At 61.9% G+C, this 18945-nt stretch carries 16 protein-coding genes and 1 riboswitch; of the genes, 8 read left to right on the top strand and 8 right to left on the bottom strand.

Annotation, left to right across the window (positions count from 1 at the left end):
- Window positions 1–220: 220 nt before the first annotated feature.
- The 4 genes from IB144_RS12720 to IB144_RS12705 all read right to left on the bottom strand — a co-directional run bounded on the left by IB144_RS12720 (window position 221) and on the right by IB144_RS12705 (window position 4673).
- Window positions 221–1411, bottom strand: coding sequence for a cytochrome c biogenesis protein/redoxin (locus IB144_RS12720; protein ID WP_004184155.1), 1191 nt, complete (start codon window positions 1409–1411; stop codon window positions 221–223).
- A gap of 102 nt (window positions 1412–1513) precedes the next feature.
- Window positions 1514–2857 carry an ATP-binding protein gene (locus IB144_RS12715; protein WP_064145008.1) on the bottom strand — a complete coding sequence of 448 codons (1344 nt, stop codon included), beginning with the start codon at window positions 2855–2857 and terminating at the stop codon, window positions 1514–1516.
- Window positions 2854–3594: a response regulator gene (locus tag IB144_RS12710; RefSeq protein WP_004180014.1), complete on the bottom strand. Its 741-nt coding sequence runs from the start codon at window positions 3592–3594 to the stop codon at window positions 2854–2856. Before IB144_RS12710 ends, IB144_RS12715 begins: the two co-directional genes overlap by 4 nt.
- 86 nt (window positions 3595–3680) lie before the next feature.
- A complete protein-coding gene (locus IB144_RS12705) occupies window positions 3681–4673 on the bottom strand; it encodes an alpha/beta hydrolase (RefSeq protein WP_065888677.1) in 993 nt (330 codons plus the stop codon).
- A gap of 243 nt (window positions 4674–4916) precedes the next feature.
- Here IB144_RS12705 and IB144_RS12700 point away from each other — a divergent pair, with 243 nt between their 5' ends.
- The 7 genes from IB144_RS12700 to pqqF all read left to right on the top strand — a co-directional run bounded on the left by IB144_RS12700 (window position 4917) and on the right by pqqF (window position 11569).
- Window positions 4917–5936 (top strand): dipeptidase, encoded by a 1020-nt coding sequence (locus tag IB144_RS12700; RefSeq protein ID WP_065888676.1) that lies wholly within the window; start codon window positions 4917–4919, stop codon window positions 5934–5936.
- Between the two features lie 136 nt (window positions 5937–6072).
- Window positions 6073–6144, top strand: a complete 72-nt coding sequence (gene pqqA, locus IB144_RS12695) for a pyrroloquinoline quinone precursor peptide PqqA (RefSeq protein ID WP_002905689.1) — start codon at window positions 6073–6075, stop codon at window positions 6142–6144.
- A 54-nt stretch (window positions 6145–6198) separates the two neighbouring features.
- On the top strand, window positions 6199–7125 hold the full coding sequence (gene pqqB / locus IB144_RS12690; protein WP_023158303.1) for a pyrroloquinoline quinone biosynthesis protein PqqB: 927 nt from the start codon (window positions 6199–6201) through the stop codon (window positions 7123–7125).
- Complete coding sequence (gene pqqC / locus IB144_RS12685) at window positions 7119–7874, top strand: pyrroloquinoline-quinone synthase PqqC (protein WP_004143685.1); 756 nt, start codon at window positions 7119–7121, stop codon at window positions 7872–7874. Before pqqB ends, pqqC begins: the two co-directional genes overlap by 7 nt.
- 2 nt (window positions 7875–7876) lie before the next feature.
- The gene (gene pqqD, locus IB144_RS12680) at window positions 7877–8155 is read left to right on the top strand and encodes a pyrroloquinoline quinone biosynthesis peptide chaperone PqqD (RefSeq protein ID WP_004143686.1); all 279 of its coding nucleotides are present in this window, start codon (window positions 7877–7879) and stop codon (window positions 8153–8155) included.
- Complete coding sequence (gene pqqE, locus IB144_RS12675) at window positions 8142–9284, top strand: pyrroloquinoline quinone biosynthesis protein PqqE (protein ID WP_048264532.1); 1143 nt, start codon at window positions 8142–8144, stop codon at window positions 9282–9284. Before pqqD ends, pqqE begins: the two co-directional genes overlap by 14 nt.
- Window positions 9284–11569 carry a pyrroloquinoline quinone biosynthesis protein PqqF gene (gene pqqF, locus IB144_RS12670; RefSeq protein ID WP_062920698.1) on the top strand — a complete coding sequence of 762 codons (2286 nt, stop codon included), beginning with the start codon at window positions 9284–9286 and terminating at the stop codon, window positions 11567–11569. Before pqqE ends, pqqF begins: the two co-directional genes overlap by 1 nt.
- On the opposite strand, the gene IB144_RS12665 is transcribed toward pqqF, so the two are convergent.
- The 3 genes from IB144_RS12665 to IB144_RS12655 all read right to left on the bottom strand — a co-directional run bounded on the left by IB144_RS12665 (window position 11566) and on the right by IB144_RS12655 (window position 15180).
- The gene (locus tag IB144_RS12665; protein WP_040026001.1) at window positions 11566–12303 is read right to left on the bottom strand and encodes a glutamine amidotransferase; all 738 of its coding nucleotides are present in this window, start codon (window positions 12301–12303) and stop codon (window positions 11566–11568) included. The genes pqqF and IB144_RS12665 overlap by 4 nt on opposite strands.
- A 112-nt stretch (window positions 12304–12415) precedes the next feature.
- A complete protein-coding gene (gene mrdA / locus IB144_RS12660) occupies window positions 12416–14326 on the bottom strand; it encodes a penicillin-binding protein 2 (RefSeq protein ID WP_065888674.1) in 1911 nt (636 codons plus the stop codon).
- A gap of 221 nt (window positions 14327–14547) precedes the next feature.
- Window positions 14548–15180 carry a LysE family translocator gene (locus tag IB144_RS12655; RefSeq protein WP_149358969.1) on the bottom strand — a complete coding sequence of 211 codons (633 nt, stop codon included), beginning with the start codon at window positions 15178–15180 and terminating at the stop codon, window positions 14548–14550.
- A 17-nt stretch (window positions 15181–15197) separates the two neighbouring features.
- Window positions 15198–15277: riboswitch (ZMP/ZTP riboswitch) on the bottom strand.
- Window positions 15278–15620: 343 nt separating this feature from the next.
- On the opposite strand from IB144_RS12655, the gene katG reads away from it, so the two are divergent.
- The gene (gene katG / locus IB144_RS12650) at window positions 15621–17798 is read left to right on the top strand and encodes a catalase/peroxidase HPI (protein ID WP_149358970.1); all 2178 of its coding nucleotides are present in this window, start codon (window positions 15621–15623) and stop codon (window positions 17796–17798) included.
- A gap of 34 nt (window positions 17799–17832) precedes the next feature.
- On the opposite strand, the gene zapE is transcribed toward katG, so the two are convergent.
- Window positions 17833–18894: a cell division protein ZapE gene (gene zapE, locus IB144_RS12645; RefSeq protein ID WP_031589531.1), complete on the bottom strand. Its 1062-nt coding sequence runs from the start codon at window positions 18892–18894 to the stop codon at window positions 17833–17835.
- Window positions 18895–18945: the final 51 nt, after the last annotated feature.

The following is an 18945-nucleotide window of genomic DNA, read 5'->3' as shown; positions in this document are numbered from 1 at the left end:
CAGCGCCGCCCGGCAACAGGCACAAGAGATGAACGGAACCGTCCGGCAGTCACCTACAATGGGCATTCTGCGCCTCTCCCGCGTCAATGCCCGGTGGCGGCTGCGCCTTACCGGGCCTACATTCTCCCTGCGCGCTCATGTAGTCCGGGCAAGCGCAGCGCCGCCCGGCATCAGGTATAAGGGCTGGAGGGATCCGTCCGCCAGACGCCTGCGCCGCGGGTCAGGCTTTGCTCTCCTGCAGCAGCTGCTGGATCACCTGCTCCTGGCGGGCATAATCCCCTTCGCCGAAGGCGGTATAACGCAGCTGCCCGCGAGCGTCGAAAATGTAATGCGCCGGCCAGTACTGATTGCCGAAGGCGTTCCAGATGGCGTACTCATTATCCGCCACCACCGGGTAGGTTATCCGCCAGTCCTTCACCGCCTGGCGCAGCAGGGGCAACGAACGCTCCCAGGGATATTCCGGGGTATGAACGCCAATAACCACAAGGCCTGCCGCGCGGTATTTGTTCGCCCAGTCGCGCACGTAAGGCAGGGTATGCTGACAGTTGATACACTCCCGGGTCCAGAAATCCACCAGCACCACTTTGCCCTTCAGACGCTCCGGAGTTAACGCCGGGCTGTTGATCCATGCGCTGCCCCCCGCCAGAGAGGGCATCGCGCTGCTGGGCTGCGGCGCGGCGATCGGCTGGAGGCTGGTCTTTTGCTCCGGCTGCGGCAGACGGGCGGCCAGCCGCTGCTCCAGCGCCTGGCTCAGTCCACCAGCGCTCTGCAGATAGCGATCGCCGCCGCTGGCGATCAGCGCCACCGAGGCCAGCATTGCCCCCCCTGCCAACCGGCGCAGCCGTTCGCCGAACGCCTGTCCGCGACGCAATCTGGCGATCAACGCCGCCCCGCACCACCCCAGCAGGAATAACATCAGCGCCCCGCCGCTGCCGTAGGCCAGCAGCAAGCCGCCGGTAGTCGCCTGCCCCGGATGCACAAAGCCCAGGCTAAGTATCGCCCCCAATACCGGCCCGGCGCACGGCGCCCACAGCAGGCCCACCGCCAGCCCGGCCAGCAGAGAACCGATCCAACCGCGCTGGCGTGAACTGGCATCGTTAAGCTGATTCCCCAACGCTACCAGGGGTGAGGTCAGCCGTTGCGCGACGCGTTGCGAAAGCAGACTCAACCCGACCAGGGCGAAGAACGCCAGCGCCAGACCGCGGCCTGCGAGGGTCAGATTCACCACCCAGCCGCTGGCGACCGTCACCAGCCAGGAGACAGCGCCGAACATCAGCGCCATTCCTGCCAGCATGATCGCCAGCTGCCCCCGGCGGCCCCGGACGCTGGCGAACAGCAGCGGGATCACCGGCAGCGTACAGGGGCTCAGCAGAGTTAACATCCCGCCCAAAAATGCAATTAATATCGACATCGCCTTCTCCTCATTATGCCGTCGCTGCCGAGAGTGGCAGCCACGACATTACAGCAAGGCCATGTAAGGCGAATGTGTCGGGAAAGGGGGAGAATTGTCGGCTTAGTTATCCGTTTTCCCCGAAGATACATCAGGATACAATCCCGCCGCGGCAAGGCGAACGCTGGCGTCCAGGCCGCCCTGCGGGCGGTTGGCCAGGCGCAGCGCGCCGTCCATCTGGCTGACCAGTTGCGCGGCGATCGCCAGCCCCAGGCCGGTGCCGCCGGTATCGCGATTGCGCGAGTCCTCCAGGCGATAAAACGGCTGTAGCACCTCCTGCAGCGACGCCTCCGGGATCCCCGGCCCCTCATCCAGCACATGAAGGGTGATATCCCCCACGGCGTCACGGGTCAGGGTTACCGTGGCCGTCGTACCGAATTTCAAGGCGTTATCGATAAGATTGGTCATCACCCGGCGCAGAGCCTGCGGCGGGACCCACACCACCCCGGCGGTCTCTTCGGGACAAAACTGGACCGGCCGGCCGACATCGGCATAATCGCAGACGATAGTGTCGAGAAACGCATCGAGATTCAGCCGCTGTCGCGCCTCCTCCAGCGGCTGCGAGGTGCGGGCGAAGGCGATGCCCTCCCGCACCAGACGGGTCATATTGTCGAGATCCTGCAGTAGCTTATCGCGCAGTTCCGGCTGGTCGGCCATCTCCACCCGCAGCTTCATTCGGGTTATCGGGGTTTGCAGATCGTGGGAGATGGCGGCAAGGATCCGCGCTCGCTCCTGCAGATGATCGTGGATGCGCGCCTGCATCGCGTTAAACGCGCGGGCGGCGCGACGCACCTCCTCCGGCCCCTGCTCGGCCATAGTTCCCGCCGTGTCGCTGGCCGGCTCCAGGGCATTTACCGCGTGGGTAAAGCGGGAGATGGGCAGCAATACCTGGCGAACCGCGTACCAGGCGCAGGCCAGCAGGAGGACAAACTGAGCGATCAGCACCACCGGCAGCCAGCGGGCGATGGCCGGTAGTTTCGGCCACAGGTCGAGGGTCAACGGCGCGCCGTCGTGAAGGGTAATATGGGCCTGAATATGCTGCCGCGGGCCGGGGATCGCCACAATACTTACCGGATACTGCGCGCTCAGCGCCTCCTGCAGGGAGCGGGCCGCGTCCCGGGCGCGCCAGCTGGCCGGGTAATCGCCGCGCTCCCCGGCGTCCAGCAGATAGCGATAATTGCCGCGCGCCAGCTTCGGCAGCCATTGTGGGCGCTCAGCGGCCGGCAGGCGGTCAAGGATCGCCACGCTGGTGGCGACATCGGAAGCCAGATTCCCGAGCATCACGCTGCGAGCGCTGCTCATACGCTCATAAAACAGCAGCGACAGGGTTAAGGTATTCGCCAGCAGCAGCGCCAGAAACAGCAGCGCCATCAGCCTCGACTGCAGCGAGGCGGGCCAGAACCTCATTCATGCCTCTCGCGAATGGAGACCGGCACCGACAGCACATAGCCTTCGCTGCGCACCGTTTTAATGTAGGCCGGCTCGCGGGCATCCTCCCGTAGCCGCTGGCGCAGTCGGCTCACCAGCAGGTCAATTGACCGCTCAAACAGTTCCGCGTCGCGTCCCTGGGTCAGATTGAGTAGCTGATCGCGGTTCAGCACCCGCTGTGGGTGGTCGAGAAACACCCGCAGCAGCCGATACTCCGCCCCGCTGAGGGCGACAATCGCCCCGCTGTCGTCCAGCAAATGGCGAGCGGCAGTGTCGAGCAGCCAGTCGCCAAAGGCGATCAGCCTGCCCGCCTCGGTGATCTGCAGGTTGGGCGGCAGCGCCCGGGTGCGGCGTAAAATGGCTTTGATGCGCGCCAGCAGTTCGCGGGCCACAAAGGGCTTAATCAGATAATCGTCAGCCCCCATTTCCAGGCCGAGGATCCGGTCGCTGTCATCGGTGCGGGCGGTGAGCATCAGCACCGGGATATCCTGCTGCGGGTTAGCGCGCAGCTGGCGACAGAGCGTTAAGCCATCCTCGCCCGGCATCATAATATCCAGCACAATCAGGTCAATTTGATGGTTTTTGAGTACCGACCACATGGCTTTGCCGTTCGCCGCGCCGCTGGCGCGATATCCCGATTTTTCCAGATAGTCGACAATCAGTTCCCGGATGTCGCGGTCGTCGTCGACGACCAGGATGTGGTCAATACGCTCCAAAGGCTGCTCCTGCGGCAAAATAAACTCTTCACAAGCATAAGCCGTGTTGCCGGAAGCGCAACGTCGCGCCTCCGGCAAGGCGCGGGTTACAAACGATCGGCGTCCACCACCGCCTGCACAAACGCCGTCGGATCCTCCTGCGGCGGGTTATGGCCCACCGCTCCCGGCAGATCCCGGTGCTCATATTTACCGGTAAATTTGGCACGGTAGCTGGCGGGAGCCGGATGCGGCGCGCCGTTATTAGCCCCTTCCAGGGTGATGGTGGGCACGGTTATCGACGGTAGCGCCGCCAGCCGTTGTTCATAGCCGGCATACTTCGCTTCCCCTTTCTCCAGCCCCAGGCGCCAGCGGTAGTTGCTGATGGTGATCGCCACATGGTCCGGGTTATCCAACGCCCGGGCGGTTTTGGCAAAGGTCGCGTCGCTGAATTGCCACTGCGGCGACGCCTGATGCCAGATAAATTTTGCAAAGTCGTGGGTGTTTTGCCGGTAACCGGCCTCCCCACGCGGGGTGGCAAAATAGAATTGATACCACCACGATAGCTCAGCCTGCGGCGGCAGCGGTTTTTCGCCAATCTGCTGACTGCTGATCAGATACCCGCTCACCGAGACCAGGGATTTCACCCGCTGCGGCCACAGCGCGGCGACGATATCCGCCGTGCGCGCGCCCCAGTCAAAACCGGCCAGATCCGCCTGCCTGATGTTAAGGGCGTCCATCAGATGGACAATATCGGCCGCCATCGCCGACGGCTGACCGTTACGCGGCGTGCTGGCGGAGAGGAAACGGGTCGTGCCGTAGCCACGCAGATACGGCACGACCACCCGGTAACCCTTCTGCGCTAGAGCCGGCGCCACCTGGGCATAGCTCTGAATATCGTAGGGCCAGCCGTGCAGCAGGATCACCGGCTGGCCGTCGCGCGGGCCGATATCCACGTAGCCAATATTCAGGTCGCCGGCGCGGATCTGCTGGATCTTGTCGAACGCCCCCGCGTCTTCAGCGGCGCAAACGGCGGCGGACCACAGGGTGGATAACCCCAGCGCCACGGCGCTGGTATAGCGGATCAGGGATAATCTGTTCATCGTTTTCTCACCTTTTATCGTCATCAAGAGAGTACGTGACCAGTAAAGCGGAAATTTGTATCCGCCATGTGCCCGACCGGGGCCATTTTTATCTCTTAATGTCAGCGCTGCGCCGCGAGATACAGTGTGATACAAAGTCGAGGTTGGCAATTGTTGCGGGCATGTGAATTTATGCTTGCCCCGGGAGATAAATCCGTTACCGTGGCAGGCATTTTTCACCACTTAAGAACGCAGGAACCCGCTATGGCGATTTTTGATGGTCACAATGACCTGCTGCTGAATCTCTGGCTTCACCATCGCGAGGATCCGGTGAGCGCCTTCTTTGCCGGGATAGAGAACGGCCATCTCGACTATCCGCGCATGCTGCAAGGCGGATTTGCCGGCGGGCTATTCGCGCTATTCGTGCCACCGCAGGAATATATTGCCCGTATGACGCCGCAATACGCCAGCCAACGATGGGATCCGATCGATATCCTCTGGCAGCAACTGGCCATCCTGAAGCAACTTATCGCCCACTCCGCTGGACGCTTGAGATTGTGTCTGAGCGCGGCGGATATCGAGCGCTGCCGCGAGGATAAGGTACTGGCGATGGTGGCGCATATTGAGGGTGCCGGAGGTTTTGATGGCGAGGGCCGCGACCTGCAGGCCTTTTATGCCGCCGGAGTCCGCAGCATTGGTCCGTTCTGGAATATTGCGAACCGCTTCGGCAGCGGCGTTAACGGTTCGTTTCCCGGTAGCCCGGACACTGGGCCTGGACTGACAGCGGCAGGTATCGATCTGATTAAGCAGGTCAATGCCTTGAAGATGCAGATTGACGTGTCTCATATGAATGAAAAAGCGTTCTGGGATACCGCCCATCACGCAACGTCACCGCTGGTGGCCACCCACTCCAATGCCCACGCCCTGTGCCCGCAGCCGCGCAATCTGACCGACCAGCAACTGCGGGCGATCCGCGACAGCGGCGGCGTGGTGGGCGTCAATTTCGGCAATGCTTTCCTGCGCGCCGACGGCCGGCGCGATAGCGACACGCCCTTAACCACCATTGTCCGGCATATCGACTATCTTATTAACATAATGGGTGAGGATCATGTGGCCCTTGGCTCGGATTTTGACGGCATCACCCTGCCGGACGAGCTGGGCGATGTGGCCGGCTTACCGCGGCTTATCAATACGTTGCGCGCTAGCGGCTATGATCAATTGGTGCTGGATAAGCTGCTGTGGGGGAACTGGCTACGGGTATTAAAAAATGTTTGGCAACAATAGGTTATATTGTAAACATAAAGTTAATTCCTTACAGATTCCGGGTTGATCTCTCTCCCGGTGAAGCGCAATATGCGGCAGCCGTCACAGATCCACCATTATCCGTGAGGCCTGTAGTCATTTTTAAGAGGAACAAAACATGTGGAAGAAACCTGCTTTTATCGATTTACGTCTCGGTCTGGAAGTGACGCTGTACATTTCTAACCGTTAATCGCCCCGCCCGCCGTTCGCGCGGGCACCTTCATTCATTACCCGGTCCGTCTTCATGTTCATTAAAGTCCTCGGTTCCGCCGCCGGCGGCGGTTTCCCGCAATGGAACTGCAACTGCGCCAACTGTCAGGGTCTGCGCGATGGCACCATTCAGGCTGTCCCCCGCACCCAGTCGTCAATTATCGTCAGCGACAACGGTAAAGAGTGGGTGCTGTGCAACGCCTCGCCGGATATCAGCCAGCAGATTGCCCATACCCCCGAGTTAAATAAAGCCGGCGTACTGCGCGGAACGCATATCGGCGGCATTATTCTCACCGACAGCCAGATCGACCACACCACCGGGTTGCTGAGCCTGCGGGAAGGCTGCCCACATCAGGTCTGGTGCACCCCGGAGGTTCATGAGGATCTCTCCACCGGCTTCCCGGTGTTTACCATGCTGCAGCACTGGAACGGCGGCCTGGTGCATCATCCCATCGCTCCGCAGCAGCCTTTTACCGTTGACGCCTGTTCTGATTTGCAGTTTACCGCGGTGCCTATCGCCAGCAACGCGCCGCCCTATTCGCCGTATCGCGACCGGCCGCTGCCGGGTCATAACGTGGCGCTGTTTATCGAAAACCGCCGCAACGGGCAGACGCTGTTCTATGCCCCGGGGCTGGGTGAGCCTGATGAAACCCTTCTGCCGTGGCTGCAAAAAGCGGACTGTCTGCTGATCGATGGCACCGTCTGGCAGGATGACGAGCTGCAGGCCGCCGGCGTCGGGCGCAATACCGGGCGCGATATGGGCCACCTGGCGCTCGGCGACGAGCACGGGATGATGGCCCTGCTGGCCTCTCTGCCGGCAAAACGCAAAATTCTCATTCATATTAATAACACCAACCCGATCCTTAACGAGCAGTCTCCCCAGCGCCAGGCGCTAACGCAACAGGGGATCGAAGTGAGCTGGGACGGGATGGCAATCACCCTTCAGGATACCGCATGCTGATCACTGACACGCTGTCGCCGCAGGCCTTTGAAGAGGCTCTGCGGGCTAAAGGCGCCTTCTACCATATTCACCACCCTTACCACATCGCCATGCATAACGGCGACGCGACCCGCGAGCAAATTCAGGGCTGGGTGGCGAACCGGTTTTATTACCAGACCACTATTCCGCTGAAAGACGCGGCAATTATGGCCAACTGCCCGGATGCGCAGACCCGGCGCAAATGGGTGCAGCGGATCCTCGACCACGACGGCAGCCACGGCGAGGACGGCGGGATTGAAGCCTGGCTGCGGCTGGGGGAAGCGGTCGGTTTGAGCCGCGACGATCTGCTCAGCGAGCGTCACGTGCTGCCCGGCGTGCGCTTCGCGGTGGATGCCTATCTTAATTTCGCTCGTCGCGCCTGCTGGCAGGAGGCGGCCTGCAGCTCCCTGACCGAGCTGTTCGCCCCGCAGATCCATCAGTCGCGCCTCGACAGCTGGCCGCAGCATTATCCATGGATCAAAGAGGAAGGCTACTTTTACTTCCGCAGTCGTCTGAGCCAGGCCAATCGCGACGTTGAGCATGGCCTGGCGCTGGCGAAGGCCTACTGCGACAGCGCTGAAAAACAGAACCGGATGCTGGAGATCCTGCAGTTTAAGCTCGACATTCTGTGGTCGATGCTCGATGCCATGACCATGGCCTATGCCCTGCAGCGCCCGCCCTATCACACGGTCACCGACAAGGCGGCCTGGCACACGACCCGACTGGTGTAATCATGCAGAAAACGTCCATCGTTGCCTTTCGTCGCGGCTACCGACTGCAGTGGGAAGCCGCCCAGGAGAGCCATGTGATCCTCTATCCGGAGGGTATGGCCAAACTCAATGAGACCGCCGCGGCGATCCTCGAGCTGGTCGATGGCCGGCGCGACGTCGCGGCGATTATCGCCATGCTTAATGAACGTTTCCCGGAAGCCGGCGGCGTCGATGACGACGTCATCGAGTTCCTGCAGATCGCCTGTCAACAGAAGTGGATCACCTGCCGTGAGCCAGAGTAAACCCACCGTCAATCCGCCGCTGTGGCTGCTGGCGGAGCTGACCTACCGCTGCCCGCTGCAGTGTCCCTACTGTTCCAATCCGCTGGACTTCGCCCGGCAGGATAAGGAGCTGACCACCGAACAATGGATCGAGGTCTTTCGCCAGGCGCGGGCGATGGGCAGCGTTCAGCTGGGCTTTTCCGGCGGCGAGCCGCTGACCCGTAAAGATCTGCCGGAGCTGATCCGCGCCGCGCGCGACCTCGGGTTCTATACCAACCTGATCACCTCCGGGATAGGGCTGACGGAGAGCAAACTGGACGCCTTCAGCGAGGCCGGGCTGGACCATATCCAGATTAGCTTCCAGGCCAGCGATGAAGTGCTCAACGCCGCGCTGGCCGGCAACAAAAAAGCCTTCCAGCAGAAGCTGGCCATGGCCAAAGCCGTGAAAGCGCGCGACTACCCGATGGTGCTCAACTTCGTTCTCCACCGGCACAACATCGACCAGCTCGAAAAAATTATCGAGCTGTGCATTGAGCTGGAAGCCGATGACGTTGAGCTGGCCACCTGCCAGTTCTACGGGTGGGCGTTTCTTAATCGCGAAGGGCTGCTGCCGACCCGGGAACAGATCGCCCGCGCCGAGCAGGTGGTCGCTGACTACCGGCAGAAAATGGCCGCCAGCGGCAACCTCACCAACCTGCTGTTCGTCACCCCGGACTATTACGAAGAGCGGCCGAAAGGCTGCATGGGCGGCTGGGGATCGATTTTTCTCAGCGTCACCCCGGAAGGCACCGCCCTGCCTTGCCACAGCGCGCGCCAGCTGCCGGTGGCGTTTCCGTCGGTGCTGGAGCAGAGTCTGGAATCGATCTGGTATGACTCATTCGGCTTCAATCGCTACCGCGGGTATGACTGGATGCCGGAGCCGTGCCGCTCCTGTGATGAAAAAGAGAAGGACTTCGGCGGCTGCCGCTGCCAGGCCTTTATGCTGACCGGCAGCGCCGATAACGCCGACCCGGTGTGCAGCAAATCCCCGCATCATCACAAAATCCTCGAGGCCCGGCGCGAAGCGGCCTGCAGCGACATAAAAGTCAGCCAGCTGCAGTTCCGCAACCGTACCCGCTCGCAGCTGATTTACCAAACCCGGGACCTGTAATGACGCTGGCGACCCGCACCGTCACTTTGCCGGGCGGCCTGCAGGCCACCCTGGTCCATCAGCCGCAGGCGGATCGTGCGGCTGCCCTGGCGCGGGTCGCCGCCGGCAGCCACCACGAACCGTCGCGCTTCCCTGGGCTGGCGCACCTGCTGGAACACCTGCTGTTTTACGGCGGAGAGCGCTACCAGGATGATGACCGACTGATGGGCTGGGTGCAGCGCCAGGGCGGAAGCGTGAATGCCACCACCCTGGCTCGCCATAGCGCGTTCTTTTTCGAGGTTGCCGCCGATGCTCTGGCTGATGGTGTCGCGCGTCTACAGGAGATGCTGCAGGCCCCGCTGCTGCTCAGGGAAGATATTCAGCGCGAAGTGGCGGTGATTGACGCCGAGTACCGCCTGATCCAGCAGCATGAGCCATCGCGCCGGGAAGCCGCGGTGCGCCACGCCGCCAGCGCGCCCGCGGCGTTTCGCCGCTTTCAGGTAGGCAGCGCCGACGCGCTGGCGGGCGATCTCGCTGCGCTGCAGGCCGCCTTAGGCGATTTTCACCGCACCCATTACGTCGCCCGGCGAATGCAGCTCTGGCTGCAGGGGCCGCAGTCGCTGGAGGCGCTCGGCGAGCTGGCGGCCCGTTTCGCCGCCGGGCTTGCCGCAGGCGAGGCTCCGCCGCCGGCGCCGCCGCTGCGCCTGGGCGAGTTCACTGCACTGCAGCTGGCGGTCTCCAGCCAGCCCGCGCTGTGGCGCTGCCCGCTGATCGCTTTAAGTGACAACGTCACGTTACTGCGCGAGTTTTTGCTGGATGAAGCCCCCGGCAGCCTGATGGCCGGCCTGCGCCAGCGCCGGCTGGCCGGGGATGTGGCGCTGAACTGGCTGTATCAGGATCGGCACCTCGGCTGGCTGGCGCTGGTCTTCGCCAGCGACCGGCCGGAAGAGGTCGACCGGCAGATAACCCACTGGCTGCAGGCGCTACAGCAAACGACGCCTGAGCAGCAGCTACACTACTATCAGCTATCCCGCCGCCGCTTTCAGGCGCTGTCGCCTCTCGATCAGCTGCGCCAGCGGGCATTCGGCTTTGCCCCCGGCGCGCCGCCCGCCGGGTTCGCCGATTTTTGCGCCGCCCTGCAGGCCGCCCCGTCGGTCAGCCTGGCCTGTCAGACCGTTTCCCCAGGGGAGCCTGTTGCCACCCAGGGCTTTAGCTTGCCGCTTAGCCGCTGGCGCCGCCGCCCTGAGTCTGACCCGGCGCTGGCGTTCGCTTTTTATCCGCAGGCCGCTGGCGATCTCGTTGCCAAATGCCCGGAGAAAGCCGCGCCGCTGCTCCACCTCCCGTCACCGGGAGATCCGCCGAGGCTCCTGCTGCGACCGCCCTTCTACTGCTCGCCCGATCAGGCCGAAGGACTGGCGCGTGGGGAACAGCTGCGCCCACTGCTTGCCGCCCTGCGCCATGCCGGGGGACACGGCGAGTGGCATCTGTTCGACGGCAGCTGGCAGTTGACCCTCCAGCTGCCGGAGTCAGGCCGACGGCCGGAGGCGATCCTGCAGGCCATTCTGCGGCAGCTCGCGCTCCCGGTCGCCTCGCTGACCCCACCGCCGGAAAGTGTCGCTATCCGTCATCTCATGGCTCAACTCCCCGAACGGCTGGGTACATCCGGGCATCAGAAAGGTTGGCTGGCGGCCCTGGCCGGCGGCAGCGCAGAAGATGCGCAGTGGATAGCGCGTCAGCTGAGCCTGATTACCGCCCCGGTTAATCCGCCGATGCCCGCTCCGGCGCCCTGCCGCCGCGGCGTCGAACGTCTGGTTTATCCGGGAGGCGATACGGCGCTGCTGGTCTTCATTCCGCTGCCGGATGGCGCCTCGCTGGCGGCCCTGCGGCTGCTGGCGCAGCATTGTGAGCCGCTATTTTTCCAGCGCCTGCGGGTGGAGCAGCAGATTGGCTATGTGGTGAGCTGCCGCTATCAGCGGGTCGCCGATCGCGACGGGCTGCTGATGGCGCTCCAGTCCCCGGATCGCCGCGCCGGGGAATTGCTGCGCTGTGGTAAAGACTTTCTGCGCCAGCTGGCCCCCATGGATGAGGCGACCTTCAGACCGCTACAGCAGCGCCTGGCCGCTCAGATCCGCGCCAGCAGACCGCCAGAGGCGCGGGCGCTGTCCGCCCTGCGTCAGGAGTATGGTTTACCAGAGCTAACGCCGCAGGCGGTTGACGCGCTGCGCGTTGCAGAGGTGGCCGATCTGGCATGCGAAATGACCCGCCGGCGTCGCCGCTGGCAGGTGCTGTTCACGACGGGGGATTAATGGCCGGGGGCATCCGGGGTCAGAAAGGCGCTGACGAAGCGCGTAAGGATCGCCGCGCCCTGCGGGCTTTCCTGCACCTCGTCGTGTAACCGCTGCGCGTCAATACCTTCCGCCTGCAGCACCGCCTCCCGGTGGCGGATCAGCGAACGGGCTATCGGCGCGGTAAATTCCGGGTGAAATTGCGTAGAGACCGCGTGCGGCCCATAGCGCACAATCTGGTGGGGATCGTGGACGGACGCGGCCAGCACCGTGGCCCCTTCCGGCAGACGAGTCACGGTTTGCAAATGGCTCAGATGCGCAGGAAATGTAGCCGGCAGGCCGCTCAGCAGCGGATCATCGATACCCCATGGCGACAGCGTAATGGTTTGGCTGCCGCTTTCCCGCCCGCCAGGATGATACGCCACCTCGCCCCCCAGGGCATGGGCCATCAGTTGATGACCATAACAAACGCCGAACAGCGGCATGTCGATAGCCACCGCCTGCCGGATCCAGTCGGCGGTCCGTTCGCTCCACGCCAGACGATCGGTTACCATCGCCCACGAGCCGGTCAGCACCGCTATGGTCTGGTTATCCGGCGTCGGCAGCGGTTCATCTTCAAACACCCGCACCGTGGTGAGCTGCGTCTGCCACGGCGCCAGCAGCGTGCGAAACCAGCGCGGCAGATCGCCATGCGCCTGGCGAATGGCCGTCGGCGGCGTGCCGGTCTGGACCAGCAGTAATCGGTTACGTGTCACCTTTCCTCCTCGCTCCGGGTCATGTTCCCGTAAAACACTATGCCGCCGGGAAGACGATGGGACAAATAACCAATATCTATGAACGATGCGCCTGCGGAATAAGTCCTGTCGCTTACTGGGCATCGGCGCTGTCACGCTGCGGCACATCGGCTGCCGCCGAAGACGCCTGCTGCGGGACAAAAATATGGTCCAGGATGGCGCGCGCCGTCGGTCCGGCCACCACCCCATCCCCGCCGCCGTTCTCCAGAATCAGCGCCATCGCCACCTTCGGATGCTGATAAGGGGCAAACAGGGTGTAGAAGATATGGTCGCGCAGACGCACCGGGATCATTTTGGCGTTATAGGTCTGGTTTTGCTTCAGGCTAAAGACCTGCGAGGTCCCGGACTTCGCCGCGATCTGATACGGCGCAGTATGAAACAGCTTATAGCCGGTGCCGTTGGGCTGATTCGCCATCCCATACATGCCGTTGCGCACAATGCCCCAGTACGGGGATTTCGGGTCACCCACCTGCGGCAGGTTCGCCGGCTGCTGATAACGTTCCACATGGTTGCCCTGCTTCATCGAATAGAGCAGATGCGGATCCTGTACCTTACCATTGTTCAGCAGAGTGGTAAGCGCCTTCACCATCTGGATCGGGGTGGCGATCCAGTACCCCTGGCCGATGCCGACCGAGATGGTGTCCCCCTGATACCAGGGCTTTTTATGCACCCGCTGTTTCCACTCCCGGCTGGGCAGCACCCCGGCGTACTCCTCATTAAGGTCGATGCCGGTGGACTGGCCGTAGCCGAACTTGCTCAGCCATTCATGGATCCGGTCAATGCCCATCTCGAAGGCGACCTGATAGAAAAAGGTGTCCGCTGACTCTTCGATGGCTTTAGTCACGTTGAGCATGCCGTGGCCGGTTTTCAGCCAGTCGCGGTAGCGGCGTTGCGTGCCCGGCAGCGTCCACGTCGGCGCCCCGAAGAAGGTGGTGTTCGGGGTGATGACCCCAGCGGAGAGCGCCGACAGCGCCATATAGGGTTTGACCGTCGAAGCCGGAGGATATAGCCCCTGGGTGACGCGGTTGATCAGCGGCCGGTCCGGATTCTCCAGCAGCGATTTATAGGCCTGATAGCCGATACCTTTGACGAACGGATTAGGATCGTAGCTGGGACTGGAGACCATCGCCAGCACGCCGCCATCCCGCGGGTCGACCACCACCACCGCCGCCCGCTGTCCCTTCAGCACCGACTCAATATACTGCTGGAGATGAAGGTCGAGAGTCAGATAGAGGTTTTTTCCGGCCACCGGCGGCACCTCTTTCAGTAGACGCACCACCCGGCCGTGGTTATCCACCTCCACTTCCTGATAGCCGGTGGTGCCGTGGAGCGCTTTTTCATAATAGCCCTCGATGCCCTGCTTACCGATATTGCAGTCGGCGGCGTAGTTCTCCTCTTCGCCGTTTTTCGCCAGCCGCTGCAGATCGCTGTCGTTGATTTTCGACACATAGCCCACCACGTGCGCCAGCTCTGCGCCGTAGGGGTATTCCCGTTGTTGGTAGCTCTCCACCGTCACGCCGGGGAAACGGAATTCGTTGACCGCGAAGCGGGCCACCTCCACATCGCTGAGGTCTGGCTTGAGGGTGACCGCTTTGTAGCGGCTGGTGTGGTGCATATCGTCGCGAAAGCTGGCGATGTCGTCCGGCGTCAGGTCGACGATAGGCGTCAGCTGCTGCAACAGCGCGGCCATATCGGGAATTTTGCTCGGGATCACCTGCAGGCGATACAGGGTGATATTCTGCACCAGCGGAATGCCGTTGCGATCGAATATCAGCCCGCGGCTGGGGGCGATGGGCAGCATTTTGATGTCGTTCTGGTTTGACCGGGTCTGGTAAAAATCGTGCTGCTCCACCTGCAGATGGTAGAGGTTAACGATCAGCACGCCAAAGCAGACCACCACCAGCAGAAAAGCAATTGCGGCCCGGCGGATAAACAGCATCTCTTCCGCGGAGTGGTCGCGAATTTCATCTCTCAAAAGGGGCATTAGCGGTACATCACCTGAATCACTGGAAAAGCCAACGGCGTAACGGCCGGGAAGCATAGCCTTATCGCAGCGTCAGCCCTACTGAAAGGTTGCTAATGATCTGGCAGAAATGTTTCAGCATGTTAGAACGTGGGAAGCCTTTCTGTGCAGGAGAAAGGCATCAGAGTGCGAGGTTAGCCAGCAACGGGGACGGCTGGCATCTGTTTACACGATCAACCCGCTTATTTTCTGGCCTCAAAAGCGATCTTAACCGCCATTCCCGCCAGTACCGTCGCCATCAGCCAGCGTTGAAATTGTTGCCAGCCCGGCCGCCGACCAAGAAATAACGCCACCTGCCCGGCCAGCAAGATAATCATGCCGTTCACCGCCACGCTGATCATCACCTGGGTACAGCCTAATATTAACGACTGACTGAGCACGCTGCCGAGTCCAGGGGTGATAAACTGCGGCAGCAGGGACAGATACAGGATGGCAACTTTGGGGTTCGCCAGGCTGGTGAGGAATCCCATCAGAAACAGCTTACGCCCACTGTCCGCGGGTAAGTCGCGCACCGCAAATATCGGCCGCCCTCCCGGTTTGATCGCCTGCCACGCCAGATAGAGCAAATAAGCGACCCCGCATAAACGCAAGGCATCGTAGGCGTATGGGACCGCGAAAACCAACGCGGTGATGCCGAAAGCGGCACACAACATATAGAAGAAAAAACCCTCGGCCACGCCGGCAAGGGAGATAAAGCCAGCGCGTTTTCCCTGGCAAATCGAACGCGAAGTGAGATACATCATGTTGGGGCCTGGGGTTAACACCAACCCCAGCGCCACCGCGGCAAAGGCCATTAATGAAGCGAATTCAGGCATAACTTATCTCCAGCTATCGGTAATGCCCAGGCGCGCGGCGACGTCGACCATGCTCCCCGACAGTATTCTGTCTTCAGCGCCAGTCACATGGTGCCTAAGTATTAGCTTATTCTGTGTCCGCCAACAACCCCCGTACCGAACATTCGTTACGCTCGCGCAACGGACAGCCCTCATCCTTTTCTCGCAGGAAAATTGTCATATCTCAAACAATTAGCATTCCTTCGCCCAGCTTGACGCGGATCGTTTCCTTTGCCGCCTCGTTACGGCTATGGTTACTAATGAGGTTAATCTCAATCTCCAGGCCGACACGGTCCCACCAGGGGGTTGCCTAACCCTTCATTGAACGGAAATAGCTATTAAATCCGTAGATTCATTCAAATATCGCTTATTGGTAGCAGTGTATATCGTAACGGCATTCACAAAAGCAAACGGAGCCTGATATGAGCACGTCTAACGACCCATCCAACAATGCATCCGCCGGGAAGTGCCCTTTCCACGCCGAGACGCCAAAACAGAGCGCCGGCAGCGGCACCGCCAACCGCGACTGGTGGCCGAACCAGTTGCGTGTCGATCTGTTAAACCAGCACTCCAATCGCTCCAACCCGTTGGGTGAGAATTTTAACTACAGGGAAGAGTTTAAAAAGCTCGATTACTCCGCGCTGAAGGCTGATCTCAGAGCGCTGCTGACCGATTCGCAAGAGTGGTGGCCGGCAGACTGGGGTAGCTATATTGGCTTGTTTATTCGTATGGCCTGGCACGGCGCCGGCACCTACCGCACCGTTGACGGTCGCGGCGGCGCAGGTCGTGGGCAGCAGCGCTTTGCCCCCCTGAACTCCTGGCCTGACAACGTCAGCCTCGATAAGGCCCGCCGTCTGCTGTGGCCGGTGAAACAGAAATATGGCCAGAAAATCTCCTGGGCCGACCTTTACATGCTGGCGGGTAACGTCGCTCTGGAAAACGCTGGCTTCCGCACCTTTGGCTTTGGCGCCGGTCGCGAAGACGTCTGGGAACCGGATCTCGACGTCGACTGGGGCGATGAGAAAGAGTGGCTGGCCCACCGTCATCCGGAAAGCCTGGCGAAACAGGCCATCGGCGCCACCGAAATGGGTCTGATCTATGTCAACCCGGAAGGTCCGAACGCCAGCGGCGAGCCGCTGTCCGCCGCGGCGGCCATTCGCGCCACCTTCGGCAATATGGCGATGGACGATGAAGAGATCGTCGCGCTGATCGCCGGCGGCCATACGCTGGGCAAAACCCACGGCGCCGCAGAAACCAGCCACTTCGGCGCCGAGCCGGAAGCCGCGCCGCTGGAAGCGCAGGGTCTGGGCTGGCACTCCAGCTACGGCAGCGGCGCAGGCGCGGACGCCATCACCTCCGGTCTGGAAGTGGTCTGGACGCAGACGCCCACCCAGTGGAGCAACTACTTTTTCGAAAACCTGTTCAAATACGAATGGGTGCAGACCCGCAGCCCGGCTGGCGCGATCCAGTTCGAAGCCAAAGACGCGCCGGAGATTATCCCGGATCCGTTTAACCCGGAGAAAAAGCGCAAACCGACCATGCTGGTCACCGACCTGACCCTGCGCTTCGACCCGGAGTTTGAAAAAATCTCCCGTCGCTTCCTCAACGATCCGCAGGCCTTTAACGAGGCGTTCGCCCGGGCGTGGTTCAAGCTGACCCACCGTGATATGGGGCCAAAATCCCGTTACCTCGGGCCGGAAGTGCCGAAAGAAGATCTGATTTGGCAGGATCCGCTGCCGGCAGCGACCCATCAGCCGAGCGCGGAAGATATCGCCAGCCTGAAAAGCGCCATCGCCGGCGCCGGCCTGTCGGTCAGTGAGCTGGTCTCGGTCGCCTGGGCGTCCGCCTCCACCTTCCGCGGCGGCGATAAACGCGGCGGCGCTAACGGCGCGCGTCTGGCGCTGGCCCCGCAGAAAGACTGGCCGGTTAACGCCATCGCCAGCCGGGTGCTGCCGACCCTGCAGGCGATCCAGCGCGCCTCCGGCAAAGCGTCGCTGGCCGATATTATCGTGCTGGCCGGCGTGGTCGGCGTTGAGCAGGCGGCCGCTGCCGCCGGCGTCAGCGTCAATGTGCCGTTTACCCCAGGCCGCGTCGACGCTCTGCCTGAGCAGACCGACGTCGAGTCGTTTGATCTGCTGCAGCCGCTGGCGGATGGCTTCCGCAACTATCGCCGTATCGAAGGCGGTGTCTCGACGGAAACCCTGCTGATCGATAAAGCGCAGCAGCTGACGCTAACCGCCCCGGAAATGACCGTGCTGGTCGGTGGCTTGCGCGTACTGGGCGCGAACTACGACGGCAGCAAACACGGGGTGTTTACCGACCGCGTCGGCGTGCTCAGCAATGACTTCTTCGTTAATCTGCTTGATATGGCTACCGTCTGGAAAGCGGCCGATGATAACGCGGAGCTGTTTACCGGCAGCGACCGTAAAACCGGCGAAGCGAAGTACAGCGCCACCCGCGTGGATCTGGTGTTTGGCTCCAACTCGGTACTGCGCGCCCTGGCGGAAGTGTACGCCTGCGCCGACGGGCAGCAGAAGCTGGTGCATGACTTCGTTGCCGCCTGGACCAAGGTGATGAACCTCGACCGCTTCGATCTGTAATCCTCTCGCCCCGGCTCCCGCCGGGGCGTTTTCCTTATACCGCCCGCGGCAGCTGTTGCAGTCGACTCCGCGTTCGTTGAATATCCTCCAGTTCCACCCCTGCCACCAGCGTCTCCAGGTCGCAGCGGGTCACCAGCAGCAGGCGGATCTGCTTTTCATACAGCACATCAATCACATTGATAAAGCGCTGCTGGGCCGCCGGCCCCACCGTAGCCAATGGCGGCACCTCGTCCAGTAGCCAGACGGCATAGCTTTCGCAGAGCGTCAGATAGTCCATCACCGCCGTGGCGGCCTGACAAAGCTGGGTAAAGGTGAAGTGCAGCAACGCGGGCGACGCCGCGGCCGCCAGCAGCGTGCGATAGCCTACCGTCAGCGAAACCGGTTCGCCAGGCAGCGACGGCAGGTCATACAGCTGACGCTGTTGTGCATTCGGATTAACCCACATCCGCCCGCTGCAGAAGGCGTTATCCTGGCTAAGATGCCGTACGCGATAATCCTCCTCGCCGTTCAGCGCCACCACCGTTAGATGGGCGCGGATCAGCGCGATCGACGGTAAAAAGCGATCGTGATATAGCGGATTGGGCAGCAGCATCTCCGGTGGGTAGTTTGAGGTGGCCAGCAGCACGATACCGTGTTGAAAGAGGTGTTCCAGCAAGGCTTTAATCAGCATGGCGTCGCCTGGGTCGTGTAGATGAAATTCGTCGAAGCATAGCAGGCGGCAACCGGATGTCATCTGCCTCATCACCGTCTGCAGGTCGGGCGCTCCGGGGGCATTCAGCCGCTGGTGCAGTTCGCGGAAGAAGTGATGAAAATGGACCCGCCGCCTGGCGGCGAGCGGCAGGCTGGCGAAAAAGTGGTCGAGGATAAAGCTTTTCCCTCGCCCGGTACGTCCCCAGACGTACACCCCCTGCGGCCTGCCTGTCGTGGACACCAACTGCTGACCGAGGGCGTCAAGGCGGGCGATGAGTGACAGCTGATCGTCGTCCAGCGTCAGACGCGCCCGCGCCGCCTGCTCGGCCATCACGCGGGTAAAACGAAAATCAGCCGTCACCTCTGTGGGACCAGATTCCGAGGGTACACATCCATTATTTAACATTCTTATAACCTCCTGCGAGGAGGCCATTCTAGCCGCTTTCCCGCGGGATGG

It is taken from the genome of Klebsiella sp. K4, from assembly GCF_014596785.2.
Lineage (GTDB): Bacteria > Pseudomonadota > Gammaproteobacteria > Enterobacterales > Enterobacteriaceae > Klebsiella > Klebsiella pneumoniae.
Note: the sequence above shows the minus strand (reverse complement) of the source record. Positions and strands in the feature narration are given on the sequence as shown.

Excerpts from the sequence above, each read along its gene's own strand:
- zapE (WP_031589531.1), bottom strand. The coding sequence starts at position 18,894 with ATGTTAAATAATGGATGTGTACCCTCGGAATCTGGTCCCACAGAGGTG.
- IB144_RS12700 (WP_065888676.1), top strand. The coding sequence starts at position 4,917 with ATGGCGATTTTTGATGGTCACAATGACCTGCTGCTGAATCTCTGGCTT.
- IB144_RS12715 (WP_064145008.1), bottom strand. The coding sequence starts at position 2,857 with ATGAGGTTCTGGCCCGCCTCGCTGCAGTCGAGGCTGATGGCGCTGCTG.
- pqqB (WP_023158303.1), top strand. The coding sequence starts at position 6,199 with ATGTTCATTAAAGTCCTCGGTTCCGCCGCCGGCGGCGGTTTCCCGCAA.
- IB144_RS12655 (WP_149358969.1), bottom strand. The coding sequence starts at position 15,180 with ATGCCTGAATTCGCTTCATTAATGGCCTTTGCCGCGGTGGCGCTGGGG.
- pqqC (WP_004143685.1), top strand. The coding sequence starts at position 7,119 with ATGCTGATCACTGACACGCTGTCGCCGCAGGCCTTTGAAGAGGCTCTG.
- pqqF (WP_062920698.1), top strand. The coding sequence starts at position 9,284 with ATGACGCTGGCGACCCGCACCGTCACTTTGCCGGGCGGCCTGCAGGCC.
- IB144_RS12705 (WP_065888677.1), bottom strand. The coding sequence starts at position 4,673 with ATGAACAGATTATCCCTGATCCGCTATACCAGCGCCGTGGCGCTGGGG.
- IB144_RS12720 (WP_004184155.1), bottom strand. The coding sequence starts at position 1,411 with ATGTCGATATTAATTGCATTTTTGGGCGGGATGTTAACTCTGCTGAGC.
- katG (WP_149358970.1), top strand. The coding sequence starts at position 15,621 with ATGAGCACGTCTAACGACCCATCCAACAATGCATCCGCCGGGAAGTGC.
- mrdA (WP_065888674.1), bottom strand. The coding sequence starts at position 14,326 with ATGCCCCTTTTGAGAGATGAAATTCGCGACCACTCCGCGGAAGAGATG.
- pqqD (WP_004143686.1), top strand. The coding sequence starts at position 7,877 with ATGCAGAAAACGTCCATCGTTGCCTTTCGTCGCGGCTACCGACTGCAG.